The following is a 13709-nucleotide window of genomic DNA, read 5'->3' on the forward strand; positions in this document are numbered from 1 at the left end:
GGGGTTCCACGCCGGAACCGCCGAAAATTCCGAAAAACAGTGTAACTAATTGTTCTAAAAACCCTCTACTAGCCGTCGAGATGTTGGGGTGTCCCTCAACCCAGTTCAACCTCGGCGACGAGCGCGTCCAAATCGATCATCTTTCCGTTGTTCTGGAAGGTGTAGTGGCCGTTGAGCAGGATGTGCCGCCAAGCTGCCGGCGATATCTGGGTGATCATTGCCACGGCCTTGGCATTGCCGGTCGCTTCGTACTTGGTCAGTAGCCGCGAGAGGATGGCCGAGTTGTAATAGATGATCGCATTGGCAATCAGACGAGCACACTGGTTGCTAATCTCGATTTCGATGTCGGTACGCCCGGTCAATTCCTTCTTGCCACCAACCTGGGCGATGGTCGAGCGTAGCTGGTGGTACGACTCGATGCGATTCTGTGAACGATGAACGTTTCGTTCGACCTTCGGATCACGCAGGTAGCGCAGCGTATAGATGCTGCGGATGAGCTTGTCGAACTCGAAGATCGCGCGCCGCGTCGGGTTCGACTCGGTGTAGGTGCACAGCTTGCGGATCAGCGTACCCTGCGTCATTTCCTTTAGGCCAAGCGTGGCAACGATCCGGTCAATGTTCACCTTCTCGCTGACGATGAGCTGTCGATCGATCTGGCCGACTGGCTGGATCAGGCACTTTTCATACTGCGCAGGGTTGTCAGCGCAATGCAGGTCCTTCAGCTGACGATCGAGGTCGACGAAGCGTGGCTCGAAACGCCGCCCGAACCAGTGAAGTATGGCGAAATTGGCCTTGTTGACGCTGTGCATGTCGCCGGTGATCGCCGTCGGCATGATGTCCGAGGTGTTGCGATACCAGATGTCGAACACATGATGAGCTTCGTAGTCGTGCGCACCGATGAGGTAGCTGTTGATCGGCGCGTGGTTGCACAACAGCGTGTAGGCGACGACGCCCTTGCCGCGTCCGAAGTATTTGCGCGAGTAGCGCGCTTTCACAGTGGGCCGCTCGACACCGAATTTCTGGCCGTCGACGGCGCCGTATAGCGTATCGAGGTCGAACGAGTAATGCGGGAAGATCGGTAATGCGGCGATAGCGTTGCTGATGAGATCGTTGGCTGCGTGCAGCGTCGCTTGTCGAAGGTATTGCTGGTAGGTGTTCTCCAGGACGTGGTACGGAATGTCGCTGGTGCGTGCCATGACCTGATTACCATGGTTCATGGCCTGCGCCATGATAACGGCCATCAGACTGTCAGCGTCCGCCACCTTCTTTGCGTAGCGTGGCTGCAGTGGCGTGAGTGCCGACAGGAACTGGCACTGGTCGTTGACGAAGCGGAACACGTCGGCGACATCGCAGTGCGGTAACTGATCGTAGAACGCCTGTTCGCTTACCTTCGGGGCTTCGCCCTTGGGCTTGTGCCAGACAAGCGTCTGTGTGACCTTATCGTAATCCAGATGCTTCAGCTTGCCCTTTTTCAACTCGCGGTTGAAGTCCAGCCATTGCGTGTGCAGTTCGGTCGCCAGAGCATCGAGCTGGTCGTCGATCGGCTGCCGCAGGAAAGGGATATCCATCTGGGCGAGTACATCCGGCTTCTCGCTCAGCGACACCAGCTCATCGGAGAAGTGACGATGCTGCAGGCTGTCGTCGATGTAGACCTCGCCCGACTGGAGCCGCTTTCTGATCTGGCGGTACAACCAGAATTCGTAGCGATCGGCCTGCAAGCCGCTCGGTTGGCCATCGGCATCGAAAGTGAGCAGGTGCGCGCGCAACCGTTCTGGCAACGTGGCGGCTGGGCATTCGGCAACCGGCCGCAGCGATAGCCGCTGCTGCTTGGCGAACATGCTCTTGGCCCAGGCCAACTCCGCAAGCCACGGGCTGTTCGGATCGGTGCCGGCGAAATCGAGTGCAGCATATAGCGGCCGAAGATGACGACGCATGCGCCCAGCCAAACTGTCCACCGCCTTCCAGTGCAGGGCCAGCTTGTTCGCTGGCTTCACGCTCATACGTTGGCCTATGACTTGAAGCGTATCCTTCGGCAGGATCTTGTAGGCCTGCTTTCGCACGTGACCGAATGGTGTGGCGTCGACCACGGTGTCATCGACATATAGCAACAGTAGACGCCCTACACGAGGGGATTCCTGTTGCCTCTGCAACTGCTCGGCAACAAATGAATTCTTTGCGCCGGCACGGCTCTCGTCCTCCACTCGCTTCATGTGGTACGCCATGGCATCGACAAGATTGTCGGTGAGTTGCCGGTAGCGCAGCCATGCGTAGCACAGCAGATAGAGGTGGGTCTGCTCCGGTTTGAGGTCACGCAAGTCGTGGATGGTGTAGAAATTCGCCAAGCTGGCGTAGTACAGCAGGTTCTGTTGTGAGATGCCCAGCTTGGGTAGCAGCGTCTTGGCGATCTCGTGCAATGGCTCCAGCGTGACGCTCTTCTCGCGCTCGCGGGCCATCTGGCGCCAACCGAAGTCTTTGGCGTCTTGCTTGAGTGCCGCCAGTTGAGACAGGGTGTCATCGCGCACCAACAGCTGGGCCAATGCAGCTTTGGTCGATTCATCGAGCACTTCAGCCAGGAGGCCGCCCAGACGCAGGCGTTCGGTGGACAAGGCGTCACTGATCAGCTCTTGCAGGGTGGTGTAGCCAGGCCGGATGATCTTGTGTTCGTTGATCCAAACAATCAGCTCCGCGGCGACGAAGCTGGGTGTTACGTCGCGCAGAACGATTTGCGCGGCCTGCTGCGCGAGCTGTGGCACAAACCTACTTGTCCATGGCTGGTAGCCGAACAGCCTGGCGATCTGCTCGCGCTGGGCGTAGCGCTCGTGTTTGGTGATTGATTCGCGCTTGAATCGCTTGCCATGGAAGTAGCGGCTGAGTACGAAGGTGCGGTCATCCTCGACATCGTCCAAGTCGAAACGGAAGAAGGCATGCTTGGCCTTGAAGTAGCCGATCTGCAGGGCGCAATAAACCTTCGCATGCATGCCTGACCGGCTACTGGCGAGCGCGAGTTCAGCTTCTGTCAAAGCCAGGTATTCCAACCGCTGCGCATCATCGAAATCTGGCAGGCCGTACAGGGCTTCCTGTTCGGCTTCCGAGAGGACGGCCAGTCGCTCGTTTTTCGCAATCATCGTGGCGTGGGAAGTGCCGGCGTAGCCGCTGTCTGCAAGTTGGTGCTGATCGGAAGAAACGGCACACTCGCGTCCATATAGCGCATGGCCGTATCGACCTTGCGCCATCCCACATACACCATCAGGCTCTTGAGATCCCAGCCGCTGGCGTTCGCCCAGTTGGCGAAGCCGCGCCGCAGCGAATGTCCACTGTAGGCATGGGCCTGGGACAAACCGGCCTGGGCAAACGCCCGACGCAGGATCGGCACGATACTGTCGACATCGAGTGGCGTTTCGCCCAGCTTTCCCCAGCGATTGATGGCAACGAACAGCGGCCCTTCCGTTCGTTTGGAGGCGGCGATCCATGCCTGGACAGCGTCGATCGGGCACCAGCGCGACAACGCCGGCATCTTGAATGTTCGGCCATGGTTGTCCCGATCCGTCTTGCTGCGCGGCAGGAACCCTGTCAAGCCTTCGCCAAGCCGAAGATCGATGTGTTCGATACGTAAACGGGTCAGTTCATCGGCGCGGAATCCTTGCCAGAAACCCAGCAGCATCAGGGCCCGATCGCGCCGATATTGCAACGTGCGCAACCTATCGTCATTCTGTTCTGCGAGTGAGCCTGCGGTATCGAGCCAGTCTGCCACCGTGCCCAGTTCAGTCAGTTGCAGAGGGATAGCCTGTTTCTCGACAGCCGGATGCAAGGCCCTGATGCCCTTGAGCACTTTCCGCACTAGCGGCATGCGCGTCGGATCAGCAAACCCCTGTTCAATGTGCCAGTTCGCCAAGGCCGCCAAGCGTTGCCGGAGCGTGTTGATGGAATGTTGTTCCGCGTAATCCGCCAGATATCGCGCCACACTATCGGCCGTCGTTGGCAGGTGCCCGCCCCATTCCACCTCAAAGTGGCGGATGGCCGAGGCGTAACTTTGCCGTGTATTGACGCGCGTTGCGGCATCGAGATATGGGCGGAGGTCAGCCATGGGGGTGATTTGACCATATTTGTGCTCAACCCGCTGTTTGTGAGTCCGCGATCAGCATGATTCGGACGGTGTGATTACTTCTGACCTGCACATTTCTCCGCGGACGCGATCTCGTCGAGTTGTCATCCTTTGTCGTCGGCTCGTGTCGGATTTCACCTACATGCTTGACTTGCGTCGCCCACACGATGAAGTACGCGCCCTCCGTCTGCGACGAATCCTGTCGAAGGATTCCGAGCGAACCCCCAGTTCCTGCCGAGTCGATACCGCCTGTCGCATGAACCTGCGGTTGACGCCGTTGGCTGTGGCGCAGTAGAACGTTAGTCAAGTCATGACGCCCGTCATGCGCAGTTGGGGACAATCGACGATGCGATGGATGCCAAAGGGAGCTTTGGCGCGCGTAAGTGCGCTCGTGTGGGTTGGCTGGATGGTCGGGACAGGGATATGTCACGCGCAGTCCGTGACCCCCGAAGACGAATACAAAAAGCTGATCCAGGTGCACACGGGCATCCAGCCCTTGGGCGCTCATCCCTTTGGCGAGAGCATCAACCTCTACAACGGGGCGCTATCGTTCGAAGTCACGGACGTCAGCCTGCCAGGCAGTGGTCCGACCCTGCAGCTGTCGCGCTCACTGGATACCACCGAACTGGACAGCTTTACGCTCAATAGATCGCGTCCGTTCGGTGACTGGGATCTGGATATCCCCCGGATCGAGACAGCGACCGCCAAAGAGCCGAGCGTAACCGGCTGGGAGGTGGAGGCGACCAATCCGCTGGATCGATGCACTGATTTTGGCGCGCCGCCACCGGTGCCGACGCCGTTGGGGGCCACCTGGGATCCGGGTCAGTGGTGGTATGGCTACCATCTCATCATTCCAGGTCGGGGCAGCCAAGAGCTATTGGAACGCAGTACAAGCATCATACCGACGAGTGGTGGAGTCTTCCCGGCCGTCACCAAGCGGAACTGGATGATCCGTTGCGGCGTAACGGCCGACGACGGTGGTGAAGGTTTCGTGGCGATGGCGCCCGACGGGACCCAATACACCTTTGCGCACCTGGTCTACCGCCCGATGTCCGGCATTAGCCAGGGAGGGTCGGTTTTGGTTCGCCGTGACGCCCTGATGTATGTGACGCAGGTGCGCGATCGCTTCGGTAACACGTTGACCTATCACTACGACAGCAGCACAGGCTATCTCAGCAGCATCACGGCCAGCGACGGTCGATCGATCACGGTGAGCTATGTGTCGGGCAGTCTACATATCAGCTCGATCACCGCGCAGGCGTCAAACGGAACGACGCGGATCTGGACCTACAGTTACGACAGCAGCAGCTCGGCGCTGACGCGCGTCCAGCTACCCGATGGCAGTGCCTGGTCCTACAACCTGGGGCCGCTCCAGAAATCACAGGTCACCAGCAGCGGGGGTAATTGCTACGCCAACGTGGTGCCGACGCTCACGGGAAACACCGTCACAGGGACTGCCACCACACCCTCCGGACTCACGGGTAGCTTCACGCTAATCCCCATGATGCGTGGTCGTTCCTATGTGCTCAAGAGTTGCTATGGCGGCAACGGCGGCACTCAGGCGGTGTACTCCACCTACCCCGAGGTGTACTACCAGCCGTCGATGTCCAGTGAGGTCGTTTCAGGGGCGAACGTTCCCATCGAAACCTGGAGCTACAGTTACTCGCCCGCCAACGAGAGCTGGAAGACCGACAGCTGCGCCAGCACCAGCAGCTGTGCATCGACGGTGTACATCGATGTCACGAATCCGGGCGGCAGCACCACCCGCTATACCCACAGCAATCGCTTCGATGCCACCGAGGGGCAACTGCTGCGGACCGACACCTACAGTGGTGCCGCCGGCAGTACGTTGATGCGTTCGGTGGTCAACACCTACGCCAACCCCACCGGGGGGCCCTGGCCGTCGAGTTATGGCGCGGATCCTCAAGATCGGAACAACTTGATCCAAACCGAAGAACTCGCGCCCCTCGGCCAACGCCAGATCCAACAGAACGGCGACACCTACACCTGGCACGCGAACGCGTTTAACGATTATGCCCAGGTGACTGATGCGACACGCAGCAACTCGATCAGCGGCGAGCCGTCGATCGAGGAGGCAACGACCTACCTCAACGACACCAACACCTGGGTGCTGGGCCTGCCGGAGACGGTCACGAACGTGGGGACCGGCGAGCAGGAGGTGAGCAACATCTACAACACCTCCTCAAACATAAGCGGCATCGACTTGCTGACGTCGCGCGCACGCTTCGGCGAGACCCTGATGACGTACACCTGGAACGGTGCGGGTCAACTGGCCAGCTTCACCGACGGCGACAACCACACCACGACCCTGGGCAATTACTACCGCGGCATTCCGCAGGCGATCGGCTACCCCGATGGCACCAGCGAGTCCCTGAGCGTCGATGACTTCGGTGACATCACGTCGATCACCGACCAGGCGGGGCATACCACCCAGTACAGCTACGACGCGCTGGGCCGTGTCACCCAGATCACCTACCCCTACGACAGCAGCATCGACAGCGCGTCGTGGTATCCGAAGACCTTCAGCTACAGCTACGTCACCGGTGCCGAGCGTGGGGTGGCCGCCGGCCACTGGCGCGAGACGGTGACCCAGGGCGCGTCGACCGACACCACCTACTACGACGCCGAGCTGCGCCCGGTGCTCAACGACACCTCCAACGGCAATACAGATATCACCACCGCCAAGGCCTACGACTGGCGGGGGCTGACCACGTTCGCCTCGTACCCGGTCAGCGGCAGCCCGGCCCTGTCGTCGGTCACCAGCGGCACCCACAGCACCTACGACGCCCTGGGCCGGCTGACCCAGAGTCAGCAGGACTCGGAGCTGGGCACGCTGACCACCGCGATGGCCTACCTGTCCGGTGCCCGTGAGCAGGTGACCGACCCGAAGGGCAACGTCACCACCACCACCTACCAGGTGTTCGACCAGCCCTCGTACGGCGGTGTCCTTGAGGTCCAGGCGCCGGACGGCGTCACCCAGACGGTCACCCGCGACGTCTACGGCAATCCGACGTCGATCACCCAGTCGGGCAGCTACGGCACCGAAACGGACAGCGTCACCAAGACGCTGGTCTATGACAGCTTTCACCGCCTGTGCCGGACCACGGAACCGGAAACCGGCAGCACGGTGCTGGCCTACGACGGTGCCAACAACATCGCGTGGAGTGCCAACGGACTCAGCCTCACCGGTACCGGGTGCGACCAGGATCAAGTGGCGGCGGCGGCCGAGACCACGCGCACCTACGATGTGATGAACCGGGTGCTGACGATCCAGTCGCCCAGCGGTACGCAGAGCACGGTCTACACCTACGATGCGCTGGGTCGCGTCCACACGGCGGCCTCTGGGATCGCAACGCAGGCCTACGCCTATAACAGCCTGGGCCTGGTGACCGGTGAGAGCCTGGCGGTGGCCAGCAGCGGGTACACCTGGGCGCTGGGCTACAGCTACGATGCCTACGGCCATCTGGCCAGCATGAACTATCCGGCCGGAACGGGGACGAGTGAAACCGTGAGCTATGCCCCCGATGCGTGGGGCCGCCCCACCCAGGTGGGCAGCTACGCCACCGGCGTCAGCTACTTCCCGGACGGCCAGCTCCAGGGCTTCACCTTCGCCAGCGGCACCAGCTACCTAGCCGATGAGAATACCCGACACCTCACCCGTAACTTCACCTACGGCGTGGGCAGCACCCTGGCGGTGAGCGAGGACCTGGCCTACGACGCGGACGGCAACCTCACCAGCGTCAACGACCTGGTCGACGGCACGCGCAGCAAGACCTTCGGCTACGACGCACTGAACCGCCTGACCAATGCCAGCGCCCCGAACCTGTACGGCACGGAGAGCTATACCTACGACCCGGTCAACAACCTGCGCACGCGGCTGAGTGGCGGGGCGACCTACACCTACAACTACGACGCGAGCAACAAGCTGACCAGCATTACCCAGGGCGCGAGCACGGTGGACAGCTTCGGCTACGACGTCCGGGGCAACGAGATCACCCGCAACGGCGCGACGCTGACCTTCGATGCGAAGAACCAGTTGACCTCGGTCCCGGGCGTGGCGACCTATGCCTACGACGCCGAGGGGCGACGGGTGGAGAAACAGCTGACCAGTGCCAGCTATCCCACGTACGCCTTCTACGGCCACGCCGGGCAGCTGATGTACCAGTACGACCCGGCCACGGCCACGGCGACGAACTTCGTGTACCTGGGCACCAAGCTGATCGGCGACAGCACCACCGTGCAGCTGACCCAGCCGGGCGGCATCAGCTTCAGCGCCAACCCGAGCGGAGGCAGCACGGGCGTGAGCTGGGGCAGCGTGCCGGATGCGACCAGCTACATGCTGCAGCAGAGCAGCGATGGCGGCGGCAGTTGGAGCACGGTCTACAGCGGTAGTGCGAGCAGCACCACGCTGTCGGGGCTGGCCGGCGGCCGCTACGTGTATCGGGTCCAGGCTTGTGCCAGCAGTGGCTGCGGACTGTGGACGACCTCGCCCACGCTGGGCGTGCAGCCGGCGATCCCGACGATCAGCACGCCGGGCGGTACGGTCAACGGGACCTACACCGTGAGCTGGAGCAGCCCTGCCAGCGCGACGGGCTACATCGTGCAGGAGCAGGTCAATGGCAGGTCCTGGACGACCTTGGCGAGCAACACGCCAGCGACCTCGATCAGCCGTCCGGGCACGAGCACGGGCAGCTACGTGTACCAGGTCGAGGCGCTGAACAGCTACGGCACCCGTGGCTGGGGCACCTCGGCGACGGTGAGTGTGAACACCGCCTACGGCGTGGTGCCGATCCCAGTGCCGACGTTGTCTGTGCCGGGCACCAGCAGCACGGGCAGCGCCACGGTGAGCTGGACCGCCGCCTCGCCGGTCACCGGCTACATCTTGCAGCAGAGCGGCAACGGCGGCACGAGCTGGAGCACGGTGTACAGCGGCACCGGGACCAGCATGGCCCTGAGCAATCTGGGCAACGGGAACTACACCTACCAGGTGCAGGCGTGCAACGACACGGCCGGCGACTCGGTCTGCACGGCCTGGGCGAGAGGCGGTACGTTGGTCGTGACCCATCCCCCAACGAGTGCCCCGGGTCTCAGCGTGCCGGGCACCAACAGCACGGGCAGCTACACGGTGAACTGGAGTCCTGTCAGTACGGCGACGAGCTACACCCTGCAGCAGAGTGTCAATGGCGGCGGCTGGACGACGGTCTATAGCGGCGCTGGCACGGGCTTCGGTCTGAGTGGTGAAGGCAACGGGACCTATGCATACCGAGTGCAGGCGTGCAATGCAGGCGGCTGCAGCGGGTGGAGCGGCACTGGAACCTCCACGGTCACGCACCCACCGGCGAGTGCGCCGGGCCTGAGCGTGCCCGGTAGCAGCAGTACGGGCAGCTACACGGTGAGCTGGGGAGGTGACAGTACAGCGACCAGCTACACGTTGCAGCAGAGCAGCAATGGCGGAAGCAGCTGGGGCACAGCCTACAGCGGCGGTGGGACAAGCGATGCCATCAGCGGGATCGGTGACGGCACGTATACCTACCGGGTGCAGGCCTGCAATGCCGGCGGTTGCGGTCCCTGGAGCGGAACGGGGACCATCAAGGTCGCCATCATCCCGGCCGAGCCGGGGTATGTCTCGGTCCCGACTGATGTTTACTATCCGAATGGTCGGTGGGCAGTGAACTGGCCAGCGGTGAGTGCGGCGACGAGCTACACCCTGCAGCGGGCACCGTCAGGCACGGGGACGCCCTTGATTACAGTCTATACGGGGTCGGCAACGAGCGCGGATGACGGTGGGACGGTGATGCCTGGGACCTATGTATACAGCGTGAAGGCGTGCAACGCGAACGGATGTTCGGGATGGAGGGCATCGTCGCTGGTAACGGTGATCTGCAGCTATGGAACCTCGGCGATGCTGAAACCGGGAACGGTACAGCCGTACCTGATCCGTTGTCCTTGACCGTCATGCAGGGAGCGAGGCCATGAAGCGACTAAATGGGATCTGGGTGTGCTTGGCGCTGTTTTGGGTTGGTATGGCCGCGCAGGCGCGCACGATGCACTTCTACTACACCGACCCGCAGGGCACGGTGCTGGCGAAGACGGATGTGCAGGGGAACATCTTGGCGCGCTACGACTACAAGCCGTACGGCGGGCTGGTGAGCGGACAGGGACCCGATGGACCGGGCTACACAGGACATGTGAACGACCTGGAGACCGGGTTGGTGTACATGCAGGCGCGCCACTACGATCCAGTGGGGCGGTTCCTTAGCGAAGACCCGGTAGGCCCGGAACCGGGCAACATATTCAGCTTTAATCGGTATGCCTATGCCAATAACAATCCAGTACGGTTTACCGATCCGACGGGCCGTTGCGCGGAGTATTACAGCAAGAAGCAAGGTGGAGGTTGCAAGGTCAATATACAGTCTGGCCTGAAGGGCAAAGCCTTGGCTGCCGCCAAGAAAGCACAAAAATCTTTGGAGGGGGCGCTAAACAGGTATGACAAGAAAATTAATGCGCTGTCTGGCAATGCAAACGTGAAAATTGTAAATTCGCAAGGAAAGGTCATTGGCTCGATGACTGGTTCCGAGATTAAAGCTGTTTGGAATGGAACGAAGTTCACTGTAACGTCCAATATGAACTACAGAAATGGTGGGGCTGGAGGCGGAACTGGCGGAATATGGAATGGAAGCTCGTTTTCAGGGCACAGTGGCCTAAATGCTTCAGCTGTTTCGCAGTACGCTACAGCGGCGGGCTGGTACAAGCAATCGCCGCTCGCCGGAGTCAGTACCTTAGTATTTCATGAGCTCGGCCATGAAACCCACTTCGGAATGGGGTTGACGCAGAAATATCCGGTGACATCCACAATTGAGTGGCCGCGTGAATGGGGCGCAAGTTCTGCGGGTAACGCCATGGCCGGTTCGGTGGGGGCTTCTTTCAATTGTTCGATACCAGGTGGTTGCATGCCATGATACGTTACACTGCATCAGTTTTTTTGCTCATAGCTGGCCTGACTCCAGCTGTTGCGCAACAGAAAAAATGTGAGCATTCCAATATCCATGCCATTTTCACGGCATCAAATGGGAGCGACATCGAACTTAATGCCCGCACAGGAACTATCCGTCTTTCACACTCGCAAGCTGTTGCACTTTACGATTGCGGAAATAACACTGAAACATGTTTTACAGATTATCACGGCTTCGCTTTTTCTTTCTCTCGTGAGTGCGACAAGATTGGAATTAGTCGCGACCCAAAAAATACGAAATTAACACCCGAGATAGTTTCCGTGTTACACGGTAACTTATGGGTTGTTTTTGATGCCTCGCCGAATTTTCTATTCCATTACGTAGTACCTAAGGGCGTTGTTGGCATATACGTTGGGTCAACGCCATCATTCGATTTCCGTAGTCTTTTTCATGACCATAATGTGCAGATTGGTACTTTGAATGCCGTGGAGTATCAAATTACCTCTGATTCAGACGCTGTGGCTGCGTGTAGGCGGTAGAAAAAGTAAGGCGCTGTTCGCATTGAGTAGTGACGTCTCAGGCTGTGAGTGGGCCTGAGGGCATGGTTGCGGCAAGTCCGAAGGGTTCGGGCGCAGGAGCCACCGATGCGTGGCCGCGAACTGAACCGCTGGCTGGAGCAACTGGCGAGCTTGACGCCCCGCCAGCGCGAGCAAGTCAAAGCCCACCTCCAGGACTTGACTGGCCATGATGCAATGACCGAACCGCTTGCCGAACGCCCCCCCCATTGTCCTGGCTGCCAAGGGTCGCTGGGTTCGCAACGGTCAGGCCTATGGTCTGCAGCGGCTCAAAGGTTGCGGTAGGAACGCCGGTTGCCCGACGCCCTCCGCACAGATCCGTACGTGCGGCATTACCGCATACGGCTCTTGCCTAAGGTCGTGACGCAGCGAAGTGCACCCCCGGATACGGGTGGATTTGTCGACAGTACAGCACAGGGCGACGAGCGAGACGATTGAAGCGCTCCCAAGACTGTCGATGACGCTGGCTGCGCCGCAGCAGGGCATGTCGCCAAGTGCGACAGACTTCGCTGCGGAAACCTGCCAAACGCTTCAGGTTGCCGGGGACGGCATGGTAGTTGTGGTGGAAGCCGACGACTCCTATTTCCTGCACTCCTACAGGGACAACCGTAAGCGTCCGGTGATTGATACTGGTGGTCTGCATGCTCGCACGCGACGCCAATCCAAGGTGACTTGTGTGGTCGAACGGCAAGTGTTGCAGCTCGGGTTCGGCCCCGGGCCGCGGCTCGGGGCGGAATCGTAATGATCGACGATAGTGCGCCCCCCAGAAATTGTGTTAACACCGGATAACTTCCCATTATCCGGTGTCATAATTTCAATGTTGAACGCCGCCTTGATCACTTGAAACATTACGTAATTACATGGTATGTAATGTGTTACGAAATACCAAGGAGGCCCGGCGATGGCCCGTGGCGGCGTGTACAAGACCGAGATCGAGAAGGCCCGTAACGCCTTGCTGGCTGAGGGAAAACATCCCTCGGTGGACGCGGTGCGGGTAGCGTTGGGCAACACTGGCTCGAAAACGACCATCCACCGCTACCTCAAAGAACTGGAGGCTGAGGACGCGGCCGGCGTGGGCGGCAAATTACCGATTAGCGACGCCTTGGCCGATCTGGTCAGCCGATTGGCGGGACGACTTCAGGAGGAGGCGGACGCCAAGATCGCCGAGGCAGCCACCCGTTTCGAGGCCCAGCGGAAAGAGCTGACCGCCCAGTTGGACCAGACGCGGCAGGAGGCGACGTCCATCCGTGCCGACCAGGAGCGCACGGCGACGGCGCTGCGCGAAGAACAGGCGCAACACGAGACCACGCGCCAGGCGCGGCTCGATGCGACGCTACAGGCGCGGCAACTGGAAGAACGCGTCACTGGTTTGACCGCCCGCATAGCCGAGCACGAAGCGCATGCGCAGTCGCTGGAGGAGAAACACTTGCATGCCCGCGAGGCACTGGAGCACTACCGGACGTCCGTAAAAGAACAGCGAGAGCAGGAACAACGCCGGCATGAACACCAAATCCAGGAACTGCAGGTCGCCCTGCGCCAGGCAAACGAAGCCCTCACGAGCAAGAATCACGAACTCTTGCAGCTCAATCGCGATAACGGACGCCTGACGGAGCACAAGGCGCGACTGGACAAGGAGTTGCAGCAATCACGAAGCGCGGTGCGTACGGCACAGGATGAGGTCGCCACTCTCAAACCCGTGGTTGCAGAGTTGGCCAGCCTGCGCGCGACGTGGGGCCAGGATGTCCAGGCGCTGGAACGTCTGCGCCTCGATCAGGAGGCCACGGTGCGGGCGCTCGATCAAGAGCGGGCGGCACGACAGGACGCCGAAAACCGCGCCGTGTCCGCGCAGGCCCGACTTGTGGTGCTGGAAGAGGTTCTGCCTAGGCTGCAGTTTGCGTCCACGCCGGCGCCAGCTGCAGCAACGTCGTGATGTCAGGTGCAACCGCGATTAGCACGAATTCGCCGATGCAGCTAATTTTAGCTGAGTCCAGCTAATCCTTTACAAACAGCTGGTTAGACGAATTTCCGGAATTTTCGGCGGTTCCGGCTTACACCCCC

Annotated in this window: 7 protein-coding genes; 5 read left to right on the forward strand and 2 right to left on the reverse strand. The window is 60.6% G+C overall.

Annotated features, from left to right (window positions below):
• Window positions 1-95: 95 nt before the first annotated feature.
• Together AB7849_RS19230 and AB7849_RS19235 are read right to left on the reverse strand one after the other, a co-directional pair.
• A complete protein-coding gene (locus AB7849_RS19230; protein ID WP_369501542.1) occupies window positions 96-3125 on the reverse strand; it encodes a Tn3 family transposase in 3030 nt (1009 codons plus the stop codon).
• Complete coding sequence (locus tag AB7849_RS19235) at window positions 3122-4084, reverse strand: site-specific integrase (protein ID WP_008214102.1); 963 nt, start codon at window positions 4082-4084, stop codon at window positions 3122-3124. The genes AB7849_RS19230 and AB7849_RS19235 overlap by 4 nt, the downstream gene beginning before the upstream one ends.
• 457 nt (window positions 4085-4541) lie before the next feature.
• Here AB7849_RS19235 and AB7849_RS19240 point away from each other — a divergent pair, with 457 nt between their 5' ends.
• The 5 genes from AB7849_RS19240 to AB7849_RS19260 all read left to right on the forward strand — a co-directional run bounded on the left by AB7849_RS19240 (window position 4542) and on the right by AB7849_RS19260 (window position 13581).
• Window positions 4542-10073 (forward strand): hypothetical protein, encoded by a 5532-nt coding sequence (locus AB7849_RS19240; protein ID WP_369501541.1) that lies wholly within the window; start codon window positions 4542-4544, stop codon window positions 10071-10073.
• Between the two features lie 22 nt (window positions 10074-10095).
• Window positions 10096-11082: an RHS repeat domain-containing protein gene (locus tag AB7849_RS19245; protein WP_081491815.1), complete on the forward strand. Its 987-nt coding sequence runs from the start codon at window positions 10096-10098 to the stop codon at window positions 11080-11082.
• Entirely contained in the window at window positions 11079-11615 is a 537-nt protein-coding gene (locus tag AB7849_RS19250) for a hypothetical protein (protein ID WP_157618160.1), read from the forward strand. Before AB7849_RS19245 ends, AB7849_RS19250 begins: the two co-directional genes overlap by 4 nt.
• A gap of 493 nt (window positions 11616-12108) precedes the next feature.
• Window positions 12109-12393, forward strand: a complete 285-nt coding sequence (locus AB7849_RS19255; RefSeq protein WP_157618161.1) for a hypothetical protein — start codon at window positions 12109-12111, stop codon at window positions 12391-12393.
• A 159-nt stretch (window positions 12394-12552) separates the two neighbouring features.
• Window positions 12553-13581, forward strand: coding sequence for a DNA-binding protein (locus AB7849_RS19260; protein WP_008214111.1), 1029 nt, complete (start codon window positions 12553-12555; stop codon window positions 13579-13581).
• Window positions 13582-13709: the final 128 nt, after the last annotated feature.

It is taken from the genome of Rhodanobacter sp. FW021-MT20 (assembly GCF_041107475.1).
Classification (GTDB): Bacteria; Pseudomonadota; Gammaproteobacteria; order Xanthomonadales; family Rhodanobacteraceae; genus Rhodanobacter_A; species Rhodanobacter_A glycinis.

Coding starts and splice junctions, on each gene's coding strand:
- AB7849_RS19230 (WP_369501542.1), bottom strand. CDS start 3,125: ATGATTGCGAAAAACGAGCGACTGGCCGTCCTCTCGGAAGCCGAACAG.
- AB7849_RS19245 (WP_081491815.1), top strand. CDS start 10,096: ATGAAGCGACTAAATGGGATCTGGGTGTGCTTGGCGCTGTTTTGGGTT.
- AB7849_RS19235 (WP_008214102.1), bottom strand. CDS start 4,084: ATGGCTGACCTCCGCCCATATCTCGATGCCGCAACGCGCGTCAATACA.
- AB7849_RS19250 (WP_157618160.1), top strand. CDS start 11,079: ATGATACGTTACACTGCATCAGTTTTTTTGCTCATAGCTGGCCTGACT.
- AB7849_RS19255 (WP_157618161.1), top strand. CDS start 12,109: ATGACGCTGGCTGCGCCGCAGCAGGGCATGTCGCCAAGTGCGACAGAC.
- AB7849_RS19260 (WP_008214111.1), top strand. CDS start 12,553: ATGGCCCGTGGCGGCGTGTACAAGACCGAGATCGAGAAGGCCCGTAAC.